This is a genomic window from Streptomyces sp. NPDC004610 (assembly GCF_040609715.1).
GTDB lineage: Bacteria > Actinomycetota > Actinomycetes > Streptomycetales > Streptomycetaceae > Streptomyces.
On record NZ_JBEXLA010000037.1, the window covers coordinates 82039 to 102647 of the forward strand.

Consider the following 20609-nt stretch of genomic DNA (forward strand, 5'->3'; position numbering starts at 1 on the left):
GAAGGCCCCGGTCACTGGGACCGGGGCCTTCCCCTTGCGCTGCGTACGGTGCCGTCGGTCAGGCCGACTTCTGCTCGCCGGAGCCACGGCCCCGCGAGTCCCTCGGGATCAGGGTCGGGTTGACATTGGAGAGGACGACATCGGCGGTGATGACGACCCGGGCCACATCCTTGCGGGACGGGACCTCGTACATCACCGCCTGGAGGACCTCCTCCATGATGGCGCGCAGGCCGCGGGCGCCGGTCTGGCGGAGGATGGCCTGGTCGGCGATGGCTTCGAGGGCCTCGCGCTCGAAGTCCAGCTCCACACCGTCGAGTTCGAAGAGCCGCTGGTACTGCTTCACCAGCGCGTTGCGCGGCTCCACCAGGATCTGGAGGAGCGCCTCGCGGTCCAGGTTGTGCACCGAGGTGATGACCGGGAGACGGCCGATGAACTCGGGGATCATGCCGAACTTGACCAGGTCCTCCGGCATGACGTTCTCGAACTGGTCCTTGGCCTCCAGCTCCCGCTTGGAGCGGATGGTGGCGCCGAAGCCGATGCCCTTGGCGCCCGCCCGGGACTCGATGATCTTCTCCAGGCCCGCGAAGGCACCGCCCACGATGAACAGCACATTCGTGGTGTCGATCTGGATGAACTCCTGGTGAGGGTGTTTGCGACCGCCCTGCGGCGGAACGGACGCCGTGGTGCCCTCCAGGATCTTCAGCAGGGCCTGCTGTACGCCCTCGCCGCTGACATCCCGGGTGATCGACGGGTTCTCGCTCTTGCGCGCGACCTTGTCGATCTCATCGATGTAGATGATCCCGGTCTCGGCCTTCTTGACGTCGTAGTCGGCCGCCTGGATCAGCTTGAGCAGGATGTTCTCCACGTCCTCGCCCACATAGCCCGCCTCGGTCAGCGCCGTGGCGTCGGCGATGGCGAACGGTACGTTCAGCATCCGGGCCAGGGTCTGGGCGAGGAGGGTCTTGCCGGAGCCGGTGGGGCCCAGCAGCAGGATGTTGGACTTGGCCAGCTCGATGGCGTCGTCCCGTCCCTGGGCGCCGCCGTTCTCACCGGCCTGGACGCGCTTGTAGTGGTTGTACACCGCGACGGAGAGCGCCTTCTTGGCCGGCTCCTGACCCACGACGTATCCCTCGAGGAACTCGTAGATCTCGCGCGGCTTGGGCAGTTCCTCCCAGCGCACCTCGCTGGTCTCGGCCAGCTCTTCCTCGATGATCTCGTTGCAGAGATCGATGCACTCGTCGCAGATGTACACACCGGGGCCTGCGATGAGCTTCTTGACCTGCTTCTGGCTCTTGCCGCAGAACGAGCACTTGAGCAGATCGCCGCCGTCACCGATGCGTGCCACGGTGTGCTTCCCCTTCGCCTGGGAGCTGCCTGGACGCTTTCGAGTCCAGCGGCTCCTGGTGCTGCCTTATGTCGACGGTACCTTGCCGGGCCCCCCGTTCGGGCCCCCCTTGGCGCGGTTCACTTTGACGTGCACCGAGTCGGGCACCGGGGCGAACCATGCCAAGGGGCGGCAGACGATACTCCCCCGGGCGCCGGTCGCGCTCGGCCCGGGGTGCGCCGTCCGTGTCAACGCACGGAGGCGTTGTTCATCTTGCGGGTGGAGATGATCTGGTCGATCAGGCCGTAGGCCAGGGCGTCCTCGGCCGTGAGGATCTTGTCGCGCTCGATGTCCTCACGGATCTGCTCGATCGGCGTGGTGGAGTGCTTGGCCAGCATCTCCTCCAGCTGCGCGCGCATCCGCAGGATCTCGTTCGCGGCGATCTCCAGGTCCGAGACCTGGCCGCGGCCCGTCTCGCTGTAGGGCTGGTGGATCAGCACCCGCGCGTTCGGCAGGGCCATGCGCTTGCCCTCGGTGCCGGCCGCGAGCAGGATCGCCGCGGCGGAGGCCGCCTGGCCCATGCAGACCGTCTGGACATCGGGCTTCACGAACTGCATGGTGTCGTAGATCGCGGTCAGCGCGGTGAAGGAGCCACCGGGGCTGTTGATGTAGACCGAGATGTCCCGGTCCGGGTCCATCGACTCCAGGCACAGCAGCTGCGCCATGACGTCATTGGCGGAGGCGTCGTCGATCTGCACCCCGAGGAAGATCACCCGCTCCTCGAAGAGCTTCGCGTACGGGTCGTACTCGCGGATGCCCTGGGAGGTGCGCTCGACGAAGCGCGGGATGACATAGCGGGACTCGGCCACCGGGCCGTTGTATTCGGCGCGCGTACGGTCGTAGAGGCCGCTGCCGGGATATTCGTTCACTGTCTCTCTCCTAGGAGCTGTGGCGGTCGGCTGGGGCTGCGCTCGGGTGCCTCAGGCGCCCGTGCCGCCGCCGCCCGGCATACCGGCGGCCGTGGGGATGACGTCGTCGATGAGGCCGTACTCCTTGGCCTCGAAGGCGTCGAACCAGCGGTCGCGGTCGGAGTCGCGGGTGATCTGCTCGACGCTCTGGCCGGTGTGCTGACTGGTCAGCTCGGCCATGCGCTTCTTCGTGTGCAGCAGCCGCTCGGCGTGGATCTTGATGTCCGAGGCCGAACCGGCGAGACCGGCGGAGGGCTGGTGGATCAGGATCTCGGCGTTCGGCAGCGCGAAGCGCTTGCCGGGGGTGCCCGCGCTGAGCAGGAACTGCCCCATGGAGGCCGCGAGACCCATGGCGATGGTCTGCACGTCGTTCTTGATGAACTGCATCGTGTCGTAGATCGCCATGCCGGCCGTGATCGATCCGCCGGGGCTGTTGATGTAGAGGTAGATGTCCTTGTCGGGGTCGGCGGCAAGGAGAATCAGCTGTGCGGTGATCTTGTTGGCGATGTCGTCGTCCACTGCCTGGCCGAGGAAGATGATCCGCTCGTTGAGCAGCCGGTTGTAGACCTGGTCACCGAGGCCGCCACCGATGGGGTCGCCGGCGGCGGAGGGCATCAGATTCGTCACGTATCCACCTGCTCGTCTTGCGACGGCACCGGGCCGTCTTACGTTCGCCGTATTCATGGACCCTAACGCGGTGCCCCTCCGGGGGAATCCCGGAATTGGAGGTGTTCGCCGGGGGCGTAGTCGCGCCGGGGGGGTGGGGCGCCCAGGGGGGAGGGGGGCCGGGGTGCTCGGGCGGGTGCGGGTGGTGGGGGGCTGATCGCGCCCGCGCGGCGGAGCCGCATATCGATACGGCCCGGCGCCCCTTCGGGGCGTGTCCGGGGCGCCAGATGAAGAAGGCCCCGGACGTTCTGCTCGTCCAGGGCCCTCTTGCTGTCGCTTACGACTTGTCGGCGTCCTCGGCGGGCTCCGGCTCACCCTCCGTGACCTCGGCCGCCGTCTCCGTGGCTGCCTCGGTGGTGTCCTCGTCCTCGTCGTCCAGGTCGATGATCTCGCCGTTGGTGTCCTTGACCACGGCGGCCTCGACGACCACCGCGAGGGCCTTGCCGCGGGCGACCTCGCCGACCAGCAGCGGGACCTGGCCCTGCTCCACGACGGCCTGCGCGAACTGGTCCGGGGACATGCCCGAGGAGGCGGCGCGGCGCATCAGGTGCTCGGTCAGCTCGTCCTGGCTGACATTGAGCTTCTCGGTCTTGACCAGCTCGTCCAGGACGAACTGGGTCTTGATGCCCTTGACGGCCGCCTCGTGGGTCTCGGTCTCGAACTCCTCGGCGGTCTTGCCCTGGAGCTCCAGGTACTTGTCGAGGGTGAGGCCCATCTGGCCGAGCTGGTGGTGCTCCAGGTTGTGCTTGCGGGTGTTGACCTCGTCTTCGAGGAGCTTCTCGGGGACGGGGATCTCGACCAGTTCGAGGAGCTTCTCCAGGACCCGCTCCTGCGCCTGGGTGGCCTGGTCGAACTGCTTCATGTTCTCCAGCCGCTTGCGGCTGTCGGCCTTCAGCTCGTCCAGGGTGTCGAACTCGGAGGCGAGCTGCGCGAACTCGTCGTCCAGCTCGGGCAGTTCACGGGCGGCGACCTGGGTGACCTTGACGGTGACCTCGGCCTCCTTGCCGGCCGCCGAGCCGCCCTTCAGCTCGGAGGTGAAGGTGGTCTCGCCACCGGCCTCCAGGCCCTTCACGGCGTCGTCGATGCCCTCCAGCAGCTCACCGGAGCCGATGGTGTAGGAGACGCCGGAGGCGATGCCGTCCTCCAGGACCTCGCCCTCGACCTTGGCCTCCAGGTCGATGGTGACGACGTCGCCGTCCTCGGCGGGCCGCTCGACCGGGGAGGTGGACGCGAAGCGCTCGCGCAGCTGCTCCACGGAGGTGTCGATGTCCTCGTCGCTGACCGCGACCGCGTCGACCTCGACCTCGATACCGGAGTAGTCCGGGATCTCGATGGCCGGGCGGATGTCGACCTCGGCGGTGAAGGACAGCAGCTCGTTGTCCTTCAGCTCCTTGATGTCGACCTCGGGCTGGCCCAGGACGTTCAGCTCGGCCTCGTTGACCGCCTCCGTGTAGAACTTCGGCAGCGCGTCGTTGACGGCCTCCTCCAGCACGGCACCGCGGCCGAACCGCTGGTCGATAACCCGGGCCGGGATCTTGCCCTTGCGGAAGCCCTTCACCGTGACCTGCTGGTTGATCTTCTTGTACGCCGCGTCGAGGCTGTCCTTGAGCTCCTCGAAGGGCACCTCGACAGTGAGCCGAACCCGGGTCGGGTTCAGATTCTCAACGGCGCTCTTCACGGTTCGGTCTCCTTGTGGCTGACTTCTTGGATTCTGCCGGAGCCAGACAGGTCCGACACGTTCGCCGCCCGGAGACTTCGGTGAGGAGAGACACGGGCGCGCAGCTTGCATAGTAACCGCAGGCGCCGAACGCCCCAAAAGGCGATCACGGGGCGCGATACCGGGACGCCGTACCGGGGCGGCTCCCGGCTGTCCCCCGCAGTCCCCCGCTTTCTCCGGCTCACCCCGGCTGTCCCCGGGCGTCTGCCGGATCCACGGGATCCGCTCCGCTGGATCCGCGCCGGTTCTACGCCGGATCCATGTGGTCGGGGTGGCGGGATTTGAACCCACGGCCTTCCGCTCCCAAAGCGGACGCGCTACCAAGCTGCGCCACACCCCGTCAGGTGCGACACGTAGGGTACATGCCCGCAGGCGGTGCGACCGCCGCATTTGCGGGGTGTCCCCGCCCCGGCCCCGCTCCGGTCACCGGGGGCGCACAAGCGGTGTGCGGCGAGGGGGTGTGACCCGCTACGATGCTTCAGGTGCCGCGGTCCTTTGACCCGCGGCGCGTCTGTGCGGGCGTAGCTCAATGGTAGAGCCCTAGTCTTCCAAACTAGCTACGCGGGTTCGATTCCCGTCGCCCGCTCTTCCCGGCCCGGGGCCGGTCACGCGCAACGCGTCGTGACCGGCCCCGAGGCATGTACGGGCGCATGGGGGGCCTGGGGGGTCCCGCGGGGGTCACAGGTCGCGGATGTCGACCGTGTAGACGGAGCGGACCCCGTACGGCACATAGAGGGCGTCGCCGACCAGCAGGGGCCGGGAGCCGCCGCGCTCGCGGTCGGTGGCGACGGCGGCGTCCTCGCGCGCGGGGGCCGTGCCGTCGACGGCGCCGGTGCGCAGATTCAGGGCGGCGACCCGGCCGCTCGGGGACGCCAGATAGAGATGGGTGGCGGAGGCCGCCGGTGGGCCCGGCTGCTCGACGGTGGAGTCGCTCTCCCACTTCTGCGCGCCGGTGGTGGCCGTGTACGCGCGGACGGTGCCGCTGGGCAGGACGAGGTAGAGCGTGTCCCCGGCGAGATGGACCGTGCCCTGGGAGACACCGGCGATGGGGAGGGCGAGAGGGGCCGGGGCGATCTCGCCGGTGGCGGTGTCGACGAGGAGCGGTTCCCGGAGGTCGCCCCGCTGGGCGACGGCCACCAGGCGTCCGCCGGTCTCGCCCAGGAGGGTCAGAAGCCCTTCCGTGGCGCTGGTCCAGCGGGGTTCCCCGGTGACCGGATCGAGCTGGTACAGGCTGGTGCGTACGTCGCCGTCGGCCATCCGGCCGGTCGTGCACAGCAGATACGCCTGTCCGGCCGCACCGCGCAGTTCGCAGGCGTCGCCGACGCCGGGCGGGCCGGGGTCGTCCACGGGCTGCGGCCAGGCGCTCTCCCAGCGCACCGAGCCGTCCTCGGCGTCCAGCAGGGCGTACGCCCCGCCGGTGTCGCCGTAGCGGACGATCACGCCCTGTTCCACGGCGACGGATCCGCCCTGCTCGCTGTCGGGGGAGAACGCCAGCGGGCCGGTGCCGGTGTTGGTGCGCCAGATCACCTCGCCGGTGTCGGCGGCGAGGGCCTGGACGCTGTAGCGGACGGCCATGTCCTCCTCGGTGCCGGTCTCGTCGGCGCCGTAGCCGAAGACCGTGCCGCCGTGGGTGCCGATGACCGCGCCCTCGCCGCCCGCGCCCCGGGTCACCGGGTCCGGGTCCACCGGGTGCTGCCAGGCCCGGCCGCCGTCGGCCAGGGCGAATCCGGCCGCCGTCAGATCGGCGCCCGCGCACACCAGGGAGTCCCCGGAGCGGACACAGCCGCGGAAGGCGGTACGGGAGTCCCGCGCGCCGCCGTCGGCGGTGGCCGCCCAGGGACGCCATCCGGCGGGGAGGTCGCCGGCCGCCGGGGTGGTGGCGGACCCGGTGTCGGTGGGGGCGGTGCTGTCGCCGGGGGCGAGGGCGAGGAGGGTGGTGGCGAGGGCGGCCAGCGCGACGGCTCCGGCCCCGGCGGCGAGGATCATGCGGCGGGGGCGGGGGGTGGGGGGCTGGTCCTCCGGGGGGAGTGGTCTGTCCTCCGGGGGGAGTGGCCGGTCTTCGGGGGTGGGTGGCCTGTCTTCGGGGGTGGGTGGCCGGTCTTCGGGGGTGGGTGTCCCGGAGGGGGCCGTGGGGGCGGCGCGGTGGGCGGTGAGGTGCGGCGCCGGTGGTGGGGTGCCGGTGTCGGGCCGGAGTGGCGCGCTGCCGGTGTCCGACCAGTCCGTGCCGTCCCAGCGGGCGCCTTCCCATTCCGTGTCGGAGGCCCGGGTGGGTCGGGTGCCGGGGCGCAGGGGGGACGGGGCGGGGGTGGCGGGGCCGGTGGTGAGGGCGGTGAGCAGGGCCGCCTCGTGGAGTCCGGCGACCAGTCCGGCCGCGGTGGGGCGGGTCGCCGGGTCCTTCTCCAGGCAGCGCTGGACGAAGGGGGTCAATTCCTCGGGTACGGCGTCCAGTTCCGGGCGGCCCTCGACCACCCGGACCGCCGTCTCATAGGGGCTGTCGCTGTCGAAGGGGCCCTTGCCGGTGGCGACGTAGGTGAGGACCGCGCCGAGGGAGAAGACATCGGTGGCGGCGTCGACCCGCTGCGGGGCGGCGAACTGCTCCGGCGACATGAAGGGCGGCGTGCCCAGGACGCGGCCGGTCTGGGTGAGGGCCTCGGCGGCGGACTCGGCGGCGCGGGAGATACCGAAGTCGATGACGCGGGGGCCGTCCTCGGCCAGCATCACATTGGCCGGTTTGAGATCGCGGTGGACGACCCCGGCGCGGTGGATGTCCCGCAGCGCCTCGGCGAGTCCGGCGGCGAGGTCGCGCAGTGCGGGCAGGGGCAGCGGGCCGTGGTCGCGGACATGGGCGGCGAGCGTGGGGCCGGGGATGTAGAGGGTGGCCATCCAGGGGCGGTCGGCATCGGCGTCGGCGTCGACGACCGGGGCGGTGAAGGCGCCGCTGACCCGGCGGGCGGCGGCCACCTCGCGGCGATGGGGGTCCCCCCGCTTGAGCGAAGCCGAAAGTGGGGGAGGGTACGGAACTCGTCGTCGCCCGCGTACTGGTCGTGCACGATCTTCAGGGCGAGACGGCGGCCCGAGGCGGAGCGGGCGAGATAGACCACGCCCATCCCGCCGGAGCCCAGCCGGTCCTCGATCCGATAGCCGCCGACCTCGGCCGGATCGGAGTCGCGCAGCGCCATCCCCGTGCCGCCCCCTGTTTCGCGTCGTCCGCTTGCGGAGGAGCGTAACCGTAGTGACGGACGGGGTCAGAAGCTGATCGAGTTGATGGTCTCCGCTATCGAGTTCATAAACCTGTTGATCGAGGGGGCCATCCCCGTCGAGGCCAGGAAGAAGCCGAAGAGGACCGCCACGATGGCCGGTCCCGCCTTGAGCGAGCCGCCCCGGATCAACACCACCAGGATGATCGCCAACAGCAGCACAACGGACAGTGAAATGGCCACAACTGATCACACCCTCGGTCGGTCTGCTCTCCCGGCCGGGAGTGCGACCGCGCATCCCCGCCAGAACCATGGTGCCACCAACCCGGCTCCGGTATGCGGGGCGTGACGCAACGTCGGTCACACAAGGATGGTCGGGTCCCGTCGCGAAACCCGCACTGAACAGGGAATTCGGCACAATCGTTTCCATGTCCACACAGTGTGTTCACAGTAATTCACAGGTCTTTAGAACAGCAGAGAAGCGGACATTTCGAATAGTGATACGAAGAGCGCCGCCCTCGTTTTGCACAAAGCTCGCCCGCCACTAGGGTGCCCCGATGAGCAAGCAGCGGGACGCATTCTTCGACAACGCCAAATATCTCGCCATCGTGCTGGTCGCGATCGGGCACACCTGGGAACCCCTGAAGGGGGACAGCCGTGTGCTGGAGGGCCTGTATATGGTGGTGTACGCGTTCCACATGCCGGCGTTCATCCTCATCTCCGGCTACTTCTCCCGCAGTTTCGACATGCGGCCCGACCGGCTCAAGCGCCTGATCACGGGTGTCGCGGTGCCCTACATCCTCTTCGAGACCGCGTATTTCGTATTCCGCCGGTACGTCGAAAAGGACGCGACCGCGGAGATCAGTCTGCTGGATCCCTGGTATCTGACCTGGTTCCTCTGCGCGTTGTTCGTGTGGCGGCTCACCACGCCGATCTGGAAGATGATTCGGTATCCGCTGCCGGTGGCGCTGGCCATCGCCATGGTCGCCACCCTCTCCCCCGAAATCGGCGACGACCTCGACCTTCAGCGGGTGTTGCAGTTCCTGCCGTTCTTCGTGCTCGGACTGGGCATGAGGCCGGAGCACTTCCAGTGGGTGCGGCGGACCTCGGTACGGATCGCGTCGGTTCCGGTGTTCGCCCTCGCGGTCGCCGTCGGCTGGTGGGCGGTGCCGCGGATGGAGACCGGGTGGTTCTACCACCGCGACTCCGCCGAGGAGTTGGGCGCGCCCTGGTGGACCGGGCCGGTGATGGTGCTCGCCCTGTTCGGCTGCTCGCTGCTGCTGACCGCGTGCTTCTTCGCCTGGGTGCCGGGCCGCCGTACCTGGTTCACCGCGCTGGGCGCGGGCACGCTGTACGGCTATCTGCTGCACGGTTTCGTGGTCAAGGGCGCCGATCAGGCCGGGCTGTTCGACCCGGCCTGGCTGCATCGGCCGCTCGGCGAGATCTTTGTCACAGCGCTGGCCGTGGTCGGGGTCACGCTGCTGTGCACCGGGCCGGTGCGGCGGGTCTTCCGGTTCTCCATGGAGCCGCGGATGGACTGGGCGTTCCGCCGGGACGCGGGGCGGGTGGCCCGGGAGCGGGAAGGGGCTGGGGCTGAGGCAGGGGCTGAGGCTGGGGCTGAGGCTGGGGCTGGGGGTTCCGGTCCGCGGCCGGTGTCGCAGCCGGGGCACGGTGAGCGCGAGCGGGTCAACGCCTAGCTGACGGCTTTCCGTTCGTCCCCGGCGTCCTCCGCCACCCGGCCGCCCCGGTCGCCCCCGTCGGCGCCCATCAGTACGGCTGTGATGCGGTCGGAGATCGAGACGACCGTCGGGGCCGGGTCCGGAGCCGAGGTGGGCGTCGTCGACACAGGGACAGGGTCCGGGTCAAGGTCCGGGACAGGGACCAGGTCCGGCACAGTGACCGGGTCCGGCACAGGAACCGGGTCCGCGTCCGGCGCTGGAGCGGGGGCAGGCGCCGGGGCGAGTGCCGGGGGCGGGGTGGGCAGCGGTGGCGGTGTCTCCGTCGTGCGGAAGACCAGGTCGCCGACGACCCAGCGGGTGCCCGCCGGGCCGCGTACCTCCACCACCGCCACGGCGCGGACCCGGTGGCCGGTGAGGCCCGAACCGTCGGCCTCGGGCTTGGTGGTGCCGGCCCGCATCACGTCCCGGCGCTGGCCGGTGACGCTCGACCCCTGGCCGAGGGTGCTGGTGCCGCCCAGCAGGGGGACGGACGGGCCGCCGCGCCGGATGCCGTCGGCCTGCATCGGGGAGCCGCCGAAGGTCACCCCGAGCGTCGTGGTCTTGCTGGTCTGGCCGCCGAAGCCGTCCACCATCATCGCCATGCGGTCGATGGCGATGTCCTTGCTGCTGGACTCGGCGCGGGCCGCGTACACGCCGCCGATGCGCAGGGAGACGCCGGGGGCGCCCTTCTGGCCGAGGAACGCGGCGACCTGGGCCGGTTCCAGGACGACCGCCCGCGTGGTGGAGACGAGTTCGGTGAGGCGCAGCAGCATGCCCGCCGGTGACCGGGAGGTCTGGGGGGCGTCGGTCCGGCCGAGCGCGGGCTGGACCTCGCGCAGGGCCCGGCCCAGCTCCGGCAGGCCGCCGAACGCGTAGAGCTGGATGGCGCGGGTGGGCTGCCAGGGGTGGCCGGTGAGCAGCGAGCGGGTGGTGGTGGGCACCTCGGGGGGCTCGATCTGGACGACGATCGCGTCCGGGGGCGGTGCGGCGGTGGGGTCGACGGCGTAGACGGCCGGGGGCACGAGCCCGTCCGGGGTCACGGGCGGGGCCGGGAGGGCTGCCGGGGCCGGGACCGGGGTGACGGAGGGGACCGGCGGGGCCTCGTCCGCCGGGAAGCGGAGGTCGAGGCGGGCGCGGCGGGTGCCCGTGGAGCCGGTCTGGGGCTGCTGGGGGCCGACGAGCCCGGTGGCGCGGCCCGCCCACAGCAGACCGTTGGTCACCCCGCCCAGCCCGGCGGTGACGATCCCGACGAGGAGCGCCTCGGTCAGCGGGCGGGCGGTGACCGACCAGCTGTACTCGTACTCCACCCCGTGGAAGTCGACGGTGTTCAGGGTGCGGGCCCAGGCGCGCAGTTGGCGGCTGGAGGACTGGCTGTCGGTGGTGGAGCGGCTGCCGGACAGGGCGATCCGGGGCCGTCCCTGGTTGCCGCGGACCTGGCCGACGGGGGCGAGGTCCAGTCCGTGACCGGCGGTGCGGGTGACGGAGACCTGGGTGGCGCCGGGCACCCGCAGGGCGGTGCCCTCGCCGGTGGAGCGGTCGTAGAGGGTGTCGAGGCCGGAGTCGGGGTCGGTGACCCGGCCGCGGACCGCGTCGAGTGCGCCGGGGACCGGGTGGGCGGTGAGGGCGACCTCGACCAGCCGCGGGCCGAACCAGGAGTTGTGGACGAAGTGGAAGGCGGCGTGCCCTTCCGGGCCGGCCTCGGGCAGGCTGCGCAGGCCCACGGCCGAGGTGTGCTCGTTGATCCGGGTCAGCACATTGCGCCGGTAGGTGACGCTGCCCGGGGTGGTGGAGCCGGGCGCCTGTTCCTCGACCGCGGCGCGGACGGCGTCGTGCAGGGCGCTGCGGCCGTCCTGGAGATGGGCCTCGATGACCGTGCCGGTGGCCATGACGCCCCCGCTGTCGCGGTACCAGGACGGCAGCACCCGGTCCAGGGGGTTCGCCGGGGTGGGGGTGGGGCCGCCGAGCGTGGCGAGGTCGGGGTGGTTGCGCAGATCCTCGTCCACCAGGATGAACTCGACGCCGTCGGGCACCTCGACCACCCGGGTGCGCTCGATGTGGGGGCGGGGATGGACCGTCCCGGTGACGATGTTGCCGATGCCCTTGCGGACGGTGACGACATAGACCGGGGTGGCGGTGAACAGGTGCCCGGTCCTGCCCTCGTCGATCATCGCGCGGGCCGACACGCTCTTGTCGGCGACCGAGGTGCTGTGGGTGGTGCCGGTGGTGTAGTGGTAGGTGCCGGTGGGGTCGAAGGAGCGGGTGGAGTCGCCGTAGCGGCCGGTCAGGGAGCCGGCGAAGCGGTGGCCCGTGGTCCGGGACTCGGTGGTGGAGGAGGAGTCGTTGGTCTGGTTGTAGCGCTCGACGGTGAGCTTCGGCGCGTACGGGAGCCTGCGGACGTCGGTCAGATAGCCGCGGACCTCCACGGTCACATCCGTCCCGGCCAGCGCTCCGGGGGTGCCGCCGCTCTCGATGACGTAGGAGTCCCGGAAGATCCGGATCGCGTGGCCGACCAGATGCTGCGGGGACAGGGCCGCGCGGTGGGCCTGCTCGATGCTGGAGCCGAATTCGGTGACCGGGTCACCGACGGCCAGGTGGCGGACGAAGCGCCAGGCGCCGTCGACGCCGGGGGGCAGGGCGGCCCAGCGGACGGCGGTGAGCGCGGCGCGGCCGACCGTGGAGGCGGTGGTGGCGGCCAGGGCGGTGCCCCAGGAGGTGCCGGGGGTCGCGGGGGTGTCCGGTCCGGGGAGTCCTCGTACGCCCGCGGTGGGGGTGGGGGTGGTGACCGGGAGGGGGAGGCCGCCGGGGGCCGACGGGTCGTCCGCGGGGTCGTCCGCGGGGTCCTGCGGGGTGTTGTCCGCGGTGTCCTCCGGGGTGTGTTCCGGCCAGCCGCCCGGCATCGGGGGGAGGGCCAGTGCCGCCGCCTCCTGCCGCGCCAGGGCGGCGGCCTCCACATCCAGCCCGGCCAGCAGATCGTGGACGGTGTCGCGCAGCGCGCCGCTGCCCTCCACCCGCTCCAGATAGGCCGTCTCCGGCAGCTTCAGCACCCCGTTCTGGTACGTGCGCCCCGGCTGGTCCGGCAGCAGCAGCCGGGCGTCGTCCTCCCCGCCCTTCGCACGCACCACCGGTTCGGACCGGGCGGGGGCCCCGGCGGAAGTGGCGGAGCCGGCGGGATCGGTGAAGGTCCGGTAGGTCGGGACCGCCAGCCGGACCGAGCCCTCGGCGGGCGACGGGCTGACGGACGTCCCGTCGTCGAAGGCGATCTCCATGCGGTAGGTGACCGGGACCCGGAAGATCTGGACGCCCTCGGCGGTCGGGGTCAGCAGGTAGTACTCCTGGTCGATGCCGGTCGCCGCCCCCCGGGTGTACGCGGTCTGCGCGCTGAACAGGTACTCCGCGCCGGCCTGGGTGAGGGGCCGGGTGTCGCTCAGGCCCAGCGCGGAGATGGGGTTGGTGACCGCGCCGTGCACCCCGGCGTTCCAGGCCAGCGGGACCGTCGTGAAGGACTCCTCGCCGCCGAGGTTGGCGCCGTAGAAGTTCGCGGTGTGCACATCGGGCACCGACGACTCGTGCACCACACCCTTCTCCGGGCCGCCCTCGCGGTAGCCGCGCTCGGCGACGAGGGTGAGGGTCGCCCGCCGCACCCCGACGGTGGTGGGCACGGTGAACGGCACGGTGAAGCCGCCGTCGATCATCTCGTCCAGCTCGGCACGCAGGCCGAGGCGGTCCCGGGCCTGGTCGAGCCTGCGCAGATTGTCCAGCCGTACCGCGCGCACCGACTTCTGGGTGACCGTGTCCAGGGTGCCGGCCAGGGCGGACCGGGAGGGCAGGAAGCCGTGGTCGCGCAGCACCTGCTCGGCCCGGTCGAAGAGCGGGGTGGTCCCCTCGACCTGGAGCGCGGTCGTGCCCGTGCTCAGCGAGGTGAGGTGCAGCAGATGGGCCGGGAGATGCCGGGTCTCGGTGGGCGGGCGGCCCAGCGAGTCCAGCGAGGGGACCCTGAGGTTCACCGGATAGCGCTGCGCCGGGTCGGCCAGCGGGGTGCCCTCGGCGGGCCCCACCTCGGGACCGGCGGGGCGCACCAGGCTGACCCGCAGGGACACCTGCGGGGTGATGTGGAACAGGGGGCGGGCGATCCGCAGGGTGCGCATCAGCCGGGTGCTGCCGCCGGAGCCCAGGGTGTGGGTGAAGGTGTGCCGCATCCCGAACTGCATGGTCAGCGAACCGCCGACACCGCGCACCCCGGTCTCCGGGTCCGTGTCCCCGCCGATCGTCAGCGAGACGCCGGGCAGCGGCAGATTGACGCCCAGGGAGTTGGTCACCGAGGACCCGCCCGCCATGCGCAGGGCCCGGTGCAGGATGCTCTGGATCTGGGCACCCGCGAACATCGGTCCCGTCACCTCCTCGCCACCGGTCAGGTCCACCCCGAGCCGCAGATAGCCGAGCACCCGGCCGGAGTCGTCGTACAGGGTGGGCGAGGGCAGGGAACCGCCCCAGAGCGACGGCATGTTGACCCGGAGGCCGCCCTCGGCGAGGAACTCCCGCAGCGACTCCTGGGACTGCTCCCCCAGCCGGTCGAGCGGCCCCGCGAAGGACTCCATGACATGGGCGAACAGCCGGTCGTGGCCGGGGATGCTGACCAGGCTGTAGAGCGGGACCTCGTCCAGCAGCCGGTCGACCGGCGCGGGCAGGGTGGTGGGATCGTCGGGGTCGGCGACGGGCAGCGGCGCCGGGTCCGCCAGATGCTTGGGGAACCACACCGTCAGCCGGTCGGGGGCCGCGCCCTCGATCCGCTGCCAGCCGTCGGCCGGGACCCGTCCGGCGAGCAGTTCCCCGGCGGCGTCGCCGATCCGCACTTCCCAGTCCATGGCGTACGAGAAGGGGAAGGAGCGCTCGGTGCTGCGCAGCCGGACGATCGGATAGACGTTGCGGCCCGTCGTCACCCAGCTCGCGGCCTGGTTGTGGACCAGGCTCGCCTGCGGGCTGAGCGCCACCTGCGACAGCGCGGTCCGCGCCACCGGGAAGTAGTGGGTGTACGCCGCCGTGCCCGGCCGCAGCGCGCCCTCGCCCGCGGTCTCGGTGCTCTCGGTGGTGCCGTACGCCCAGCGGTGGACGGCCACGGGCGGCCCGTCGGCGAGGAGTTCCATCCCCGGGTCGGCCGGGCGGGGGTCGTCGGTGGAGAGCCGGATGGAGACCGGGTACCACGTCCCGCGGTACGACACCCGCAGCGGGAGTCCGGACTCGCTGAACAGCCGGGGCCAGTCGGCGCTGAGCAGGCTCTGGTTGAGGGTCGCCCGGACGGCGGCGCGGAACGCCGCGTCGGGCTCGGGCTCGACGGTGGCGACGGCACCGGGGCCGCCCTCCCAGTCCTCCATGGCCTCCATGGCCTCCATGACCTCCCTGGCCTCAGCGGCCTCCACGGCATCGACGACCTGGTGGTACAGCCAGTCGACGGTGGGCTGCGGGACGGGGAGGATGCGGACGAGGTCGACGGCGCCGGTGTGGGCGGTGCCGAAGGCCCGCACGGACGGGCTCGGGGCGAGCGGGACGGGCGGAGCCGGGGGGACCGGGGAATCGGGCGGTGAGTCCGGCGCCAGCGCCGACCGGCGGATCCGCGTCCACTCCTCGTCCCCGACGGCCAGGCGGCGCAGCGGCCAGGCGTGGCCGCCCAGGGGGAGGAGATCCGGTCCCGGGGTGAGCGCGCGGCCGTCCCGGTCGAACTCCAGCGAGTGGAACCGGCCCGGGACGGAGGTGTCCGCGACGGGGCCGGCGAGGGCGTCGACCCAGCGGAGCTCACCGCCGATGTTGAGGACATGCAGGGCCGGGGCGGGCGAGGAGCCCTCGGGGCCGTCGTGGGCCGGGACCAGCAGGGCGGAGGCTCCCTCCCCGGCGGCCAGCAGACGTCCCGTCAGGGCCCTGAACTCGCTGTCCGCCGACCCGGTGGAGACATGCCGGGCCAGCAGCGCCATCAGGCTGCCGGCCGCCGCCGGGTCGACGAAACCGGCGATCCGGTCGACCGCCGCCGGGACGGCGTCGGGCCGTACGGTGCCCCGGGTCAGAGCGTCGATCAGGTCCAGGGCGTGGTAGGCGTCGCCGCCGACGCGGGGCGGGAGCGTGGACCGGAAACCGGCCGTGGTGCCGTTGGGGGACGCGGTGAGGAGCAGCGCGGACCGGTGGAGGTCCGGGAGCCGGGGGTCCAGCGCGGCCAGCCGCCGGTCCACCTCGGCCCAGCCGCGTTCGCCGCGGATCCCGGTGGGGAGGGTGTCGCCCGGGGTCGGATCACGGCCGTAGACGAGCCCGATGGACTCGGCCCAGCGGCGGGACGTCGTCCCGTCGGGCGCGGTGGTGTCCAGCCGGACCGGGACGCCGAGTTCCTGGGCGAGGGCGGGCAGCAGCTGCTCCGGGCGCAGGCCGAGGAGCCGGACGGACTCCGGGGGCTCCGGGGCGGGCCGGTGGTCGATACCGCTGGTGAACGCGGTGCGGATGGCCCGTACTTCGCGGTCGACCGCGGCGAGGGTGTGGTGCAGGGTGCCGGGCCGGTCGAGCAGCGTCGCCGGGTCGCGGTAGGCGGCGTCGTACTGCCGCAGGAACCGCCGGGCCCGCGCGTCGGCCCGCGGATCGGCCCGGCCCTCCCACCGCAGGTCCTCCCGTACGGTCTCCATGGCCCAGGCGAGATGGCGGCGCACCCAGTGGCGGGTCTCGGCGGCCGTCGGGGCGAAGGTGAGGACGGCGGCGGCGGGGGGGCCGGTGGTCCGCCCGGCGATCGCGGCGGCGAGGTCGCGGACGGCGTGGGCGGTGGTGGCGCCGGGGGTGGCGGCGAGACCGGCGAGGAGGGCGGGCAGTCCGACGGCCGGGGCGCGGTCCAGGGCCCGCCAGTCCGGTGCGGTGGACGGGGGTTGGGGCTGGGGCTGGGGGTCGGGCTGGGGGCGGACGGCCGCGTACCCGGTCGTCGCCGGGGGGTCGATGACGGCCTCGGCGTCGGAGGGGCTGCGGTCGGCGAAACCGCCGGGGGGTTCGGGGAAGGCGTCGGGGACGACCCGGCCGTCGGGGCCGACGATGACGGCCAGGGTCTGACCGGGCAGCTGCGGCAGCTGCACATCGCCGATCCGGGGCCCCTGCCCGGCCACCGGCTCGACCTGCATCTCGATCCACTGGATGTCGGTCTGAGTGCGGTGGGCGGCGAAGGCGTGGCCCGGTCCGTCCGGGCGCTGGCCGAGGATCAGGGCGGTGGAGCGGGGCTCGGCCGCGCGCAGGGCCTCCTCGACCGCCGACGGTGAGGTGACGCGCGTCCAGGGGCCCCCGGCCAGACGCCGGTCGGCGCGGGAGGTGCCGATGCCGAGGTCGTCCATGGTCCGGGCCGACCGGACACCGCTGCCGCCGTGGGTGCCGTCCCGGAAGAGGTCGGAGTTGTTGCCGAAGTACAGGTACTGGGCCAGCTTCTGGACCAGGATCACGCAGTTGATGATCCGGAGCGGGACCTCGCGGTGCGGGGTGCCCTGGGCGGCCCCGAGGTCCCGCAGATACTCCTGCCGGGCGGCATCGGCGGCGGCGTTCACGGCGGTGCGCAGTTCGGCGCGGTGGTGCTGCTCCTCGGGGGTGAGGCGATCGTCCGGGGTGTCGGTGGTGGGTGCGTCGTCGTGGTCGGCGGCGGCGGAGTTGGGGGAACTGGGGGAGCTGGGGGAACCGGTCAGGGTCTCGAAGAGGTCGGGGGTGCGGGGGGTGGGGGTGGAGGTGGTGGAGGTGGGGGCAGGGGGGCGGCTCTCGGTGGGGGTGGGGGTGGGGGTGAGAACGGGGTTGGAGGTGGGGGTCGGGTTGGAGGTGGGGGTGGCGGACGGAGCGGGGCCGGGGACGGGGGCGGAGACGAGGTTGCGAACAGGGCTGGGGACGTCGCTGGAAACCGGGTCGGAGACCAGGCCGGGAACGGGCCGGGGCTGATCGGGCCGGGCTTGATCGGGCCGGGGCGTGGCCGTGGCCGGTCCGGGCGCGCTGGAGCGGGGGGAGGCGTCAGTGACCGGAGACGGTGTGGCCGAAGTAGGCGTGACGGGAGTAGGCGTGACCGAAGTAGGCGTGACGGGAGTCGGCGTGACCGGCGACGGCATGACCGGAGGGAGCGGTACCGGTACCGGAGAAGTGGTGACCGGAGAAGTGGTGACCGGGGAGGGAGTGACCAGGCCGGACGGCTGAGGCACCCCCGGCCCCTGCGGCAGCGGCTCCCTGTCCGTCGTGGAGGGGTCCGCCGTCGGCCGAGGGGCACCGGCGCCCGGGTCCTGGGCGAGGTTGATCGCGGGCGGGACCACGACCCGGCCCGCGTCCGTCGTCGGGACGTCTCCCGGCGCCCGCTGATCGAGCGGCGTGCCGGTGACCGGAGAGGGCATGGCCGGACTCGACGGGCGGGAGGCGTCCGGGGTCTGCCGGTCCGCCGCCGACCGGGTGCCGTCCGCCGTGGAATCGCCCTCCGTAGCGAACGGTGTGAGCGGCGCGAGGGCCGGACGGTCGAACTCCGGTACGTTTGCCAGAAACGTTTCAGCGTCGGTGTTCCACGTGCCGCCGCCGTCTCCGAAGACACCGGGGACCGTGAAGCGACCGGGCCCGTTGAGCCCGCCGGACCCGTTGAGTCCCCCGAACCCGTTCGTGCCGTTGAGCCCACTCGTACCGTTGAACCCGTTTACGCCGTTGAACCCGTTCGTGCCGTTCGGCCCGGCCATCACCAGGCCACCCCTGCCGGAGTCATAGCCGGAGTCGGAGCCGGTGCCCGAACCGGAGTCGGAGTCGGAACCCGGAACGGGCTCCCCCGCCGTCCCCCCCGCCGTCCCCGACTTGGACCCCACGTCCGCCATCAGGTTCTTCCAGCCCGCCGCCACCCACTCCGCGTTGAAGTCGAGCGTCTGTGTGAAGCGTTCGCTGATCATTCCCGAGTAGAAGCTCGCCGCGTTGACGGAGAACTCCTTCAGCGCGACCGCGTTGTAAACGATCTCCGAGCCCAGGCCCAGGACCCCCTCCCCCACGCCCTGCACCACGAAGTTGATCAGCTTGCCGCCCCAGTTGGACGGGACCACCAGGTCCGCCGCCCCGTACGACAGCGCCCGCCGCACCCCGTCGCCGAAGGCATCCGGCAGGCCCCGGGCCAGGACGCCGCTCAGCGCGCCCCCGAGGTCGTCGCTGCCCAGATTGCGCAGGAGCGTCCGCGCCCACTCCTGCCCCAGCGCCGCCGCCAGGCCCTCGCCGCCCAGGTCGTCGGCGAAACCGCGGGCGAAGACGGCCCCCATGTCGTCCACGAGGGTCAGACCCAGCTCGCCCGGATCCCCGTCGCGCATCACCCGTGCCGAGACATCGGTGACCAGGTCGGTGAACTCCCGGGCGAACACGGTGTCCGAGGGGCGGGGCCTCGGCACGGGGGCGGGGCCGCCGCCGTCCAGTTTGTCGTCGGCGGCGTCCCGGGTCGTCGTCCGGACCGGTCCCGGCGGGTTGGCCAGGGCGTTGTCCAGGTCGTTGAAGAGCTTCGCCCCCGCGTCCCCGCGCCACGCCTTGGTCAGCCGCTGCGCCACCCAGGACGCCGAGAACTGCAACGGCACCGCCAGCAGCCCGGACACCGCGCCGAAGCCGACCGCCTGGACCAGATACGTGTTGCCCTTGGTGGTGTGCTTGCCCATCTTGGCCAGGGCCCACTGGGCGATCCGGTCCATGGCCACGGCCAGTCCGACCTGGATCACCTGCTGCATCAGGATCGACGCCAGCACCCGCAGCACCAGACTGTTCAGGATCGCCCGGTAGAACGCTTTGAGAAAGGACTGCCGTATCAGTGCGCCGAAGGGATTCCACAGCGCCATCACCAGCGTGAACATCCACTCCAGCAGGAACATCGCCAGCTGCATGAGGATCATCAGATTCGTGTAGTCGACCTGGTACGCCGACTCCTCCGCGAAGTCCCCCAACTCCCTTGCCTGTTGCCGCAATCCCTCCAGCGCGGCCATCCCCTCCGGGGCGGCCAGCGTCTTCATGGCCTCGACATACGACTCGCTGAACTCGCCCGTGGCATTCGACGACACGGACTGGGCGACCCGCACGACCAGTTCCTGTATCTGGACGAGCTGCTCCTCCAGCTCACGCTGCGGCTGCGCCAGATAGGCGCGCATCAGCGCCGAATCGGCGTCCGGCATCTCCGAACCGGTGAGGGCGAGAAACAGGCCGTTAAGTTCATCTGAAGCCATGGACAAGGAGTGTTGACAACGATGGTTGTCCCCACCATGGGGCGCTCCAGCAATTACTGGAAGTTAGCTTCGATGAAACACCGATCGCGAGCAAAGTGGCCCAATACCACATGAATGGTCGGGCGGGTGGTGACTACTGGAAACCAAGAAAGATGCTCGCTGAAACTTATTTATTGCTTATTGACGCCGTTCACCTGGCCGTCACCTTCAGGCCACCGGGGGTCCATCCAGCGGCTTCCGGGGCAGTCCCAGCAGCGCCCGCATCCGCGCGTACTTGCGGGTCAGCCGCTCCCGGGTCTCCTCCCCCAGCACCGCCAGCCGCTCCGGGTCGGCGTTGTGCGCCAGATCGGCCTCCTTCACCAGCAGCGCCCCCGGCACCGCGAGGACGCGGGCCGCGTACTCCTGCGGGGTCTGCCCGGCGCGCTTGGTCAGCGCCAGGACGATGGCCTTCGTACGGGGGCTGAGCGGGGTCCCGGCGAGCTGCTGCTCGGAGAGGGCGTCGTCCTCGACGGCGTCGTGCAGCCAGGCGGCGGCGATCTGGTCGGGGTCGCCGCCCCGGCGCCGTACGCCGTCCGCGACGGCCCGCAGATGCTCGGCGTAGGGGCGTCCGGCCTTGTCGGTCTGGCCCTGGTGCGCGGCGCGGGCGAGCGCCTCGACCTCGGGGAGGGTGAGCGGGGGCGGGGGCGGGGGCGGGTCGGGGGACCCGGCGGCGGCTGGGGCCGGGTTTGGGGCCGGGCCTGGGGCTGGGGCATCGGTCATGCCCCAGTGTCTCCCCCGGCCCCCCGGACCTTCAGGCCCTCAGAGGCCCCCAGGAAGC

Annotated in this window: 9 protein-coding genes, 2 tRNA genes and 1 pseudogene; 2 read left to right on the plus strand and 10 right to left on the minus strand. The window is 72.0% G+C overall.

From position 1 onward, the window contains the following. Positions 1 to 58: 58 nt before the first annotated feature. The 5 genes from clpX to ABZX40_RS32865 all read right to left on the minus strand — a co-directional run bounded on the left by clpX (position 59) and on the right by ABZX40_RS32865 (position 5015). Positions 59 to 1345, minus strand: a complete 1287-nt coding sequence (gene clpX / locus ABZX40_RS32845) for an ATP-dependent Clp protease ATP-binding subunit ClpX (RefSeq protein ID WP_355746007.1) — start codon at positions 1343 to 1345, stop codon at positions 59 to 61. 227 nt (positions 1346 to 1572) lie between these two features. Next, complete coding sequence (locus ABZX40_RS32850) at positions 1573 to 2253, minus strand: ATP-dependent Clp protease proteolytic subunit (protein ID WP_355746010.1); 681 nt, start codon at positions 2251 to 2253, stop codon at positions 1573 to 1575. 51 nt (positions 2254 to 2304) lie between these two features. Next, the gene (locus ABZX40_RS32855; RefSeq protein ID WP_355746054.1) at positions 2305 to 2907 is read right to left on the minus strand and encodes an ATP-dependent Clp protease proteolytic subunit; all 603 of its coding nucleotides are present in this window, start codon (positions 2905 to 2907) and stop codon (positions 2305 to 2307) included. A 328-nt stretch (positions 2908 to 3235) separates the two neighbouring features. After that, positions 3236 to 4636 carry a trigger factor gene (gene tig / locus ABZX40_RS32860; protein WP_355746012.1) on the minus strand — a complete coding sequence of 467 codons (1401 nt, stop codon included), beginning with the start codon at positions 4634 to 4636 and terminating at the stop codon, positions 3236 to 3238. A 302-nt stretch (positions 4637 to 4938) separates the two neighbouring features. Next, positions 4939 to 5015: transfer RNA gene (locus ABZX40_RS32865), tRNA-Pro, on the minus strand. A 175-nt stretch (positions 5016 to 5190) separates the two neighbouring features. Here ABZX40_RS32865 and ABZX40_RS32870 point away from each other — a divergent pair. Further along, a tRNA-Gly gene (locus ABZX40_RS32870) sits at positions 5191 to 5261 on the plus strand. Between the two features lie 92 nt (positions 5262 to 5353). On the opposite strand, the gene ABZX40_RS32875 is transcribed toward ABZX40_RS32870, so the two are convergent. The 3 genes and pseudogenes from ABZX40_RS32875 to ABZX40_RS32885 form a co-directional block, all read right to left on the minus strand. After that, entirely contained in the window at positions 5354 to 6661 is a 1308-nt protein-coding gene (locus tag ABZX40_RS32875; RefSeq protein WP_355746057.1) for a PQQ-binding-like beta-propeller repeat protein, read from the minus strand. Between the two features lie 372 nt (positions 6662 to 7033). Further along, positions 7034 to 7854 (minus strand): annotated as a pseudogene (locus ABZX40_RS32880) (serine/threonine-protein kinase); the annotation flags it as partial. A 66-nt stretch (positions 7855 to 7920) separates the two neighbouring features. Then, positions 7921 to 8115, minus strand: a complete 195-nt coding sequence (locus ABZX40_RS32885) for a hypothetical protein (RefSeq protein WP_215168989.1) — start codon at positions 8113 to 8115, stop codon at positions 7921 to 7923. Positions 8116 to 8429: 314 nt separating this feature from the next. Here ABZX40_RS32885 and ABZX40_RS32890 point away from each other — a divergent pair, with 314 nt between their 5' ends. Then, positions 8430 to 9569: an acyltransferase family protein gene (locus tag ABZX40_RS32890; protein ID WP_355746015.1), complete on the plus strand. Its 1140-nt coding sequence runs from the start codon at positions 8430 to 8432 to the stop codon at positions 9567 to 9569. On the opposite strand, the gene ABZX40_RS32895 is transcribed toward ABZX40_RS32890, so the two are convergent. Continuing rightward, positions 9566 to 19792: a hypothetical protein gene (locus tag ABZX40_RS32895; protein ID WP_355746018.1), complete on the minus strand. Its 10227-nt coding sequence runs from the start codon at positions 19790 to 19792 to the stop codon at positions 9566 to 9568. The two genes, ABZX40_RS32890 and ABZX40_RS32895, sit on opposite strands and share 4 nt — an antisense overlap. 207 nt (positions 19793 to 19999) lie before the next feature. Further along, positions 20000 to 20551, minus strand: coding sequence for an HD domain-containing protein (locus ABZX40_RS32900; RefSeq protein WP_355746021.1), 552 nt, complete (start codon positions 20549 to 20551; stop codon positions 20000 to 20002). Positions 20552 to 20609 lie beyond the last annotated feature (58 nt).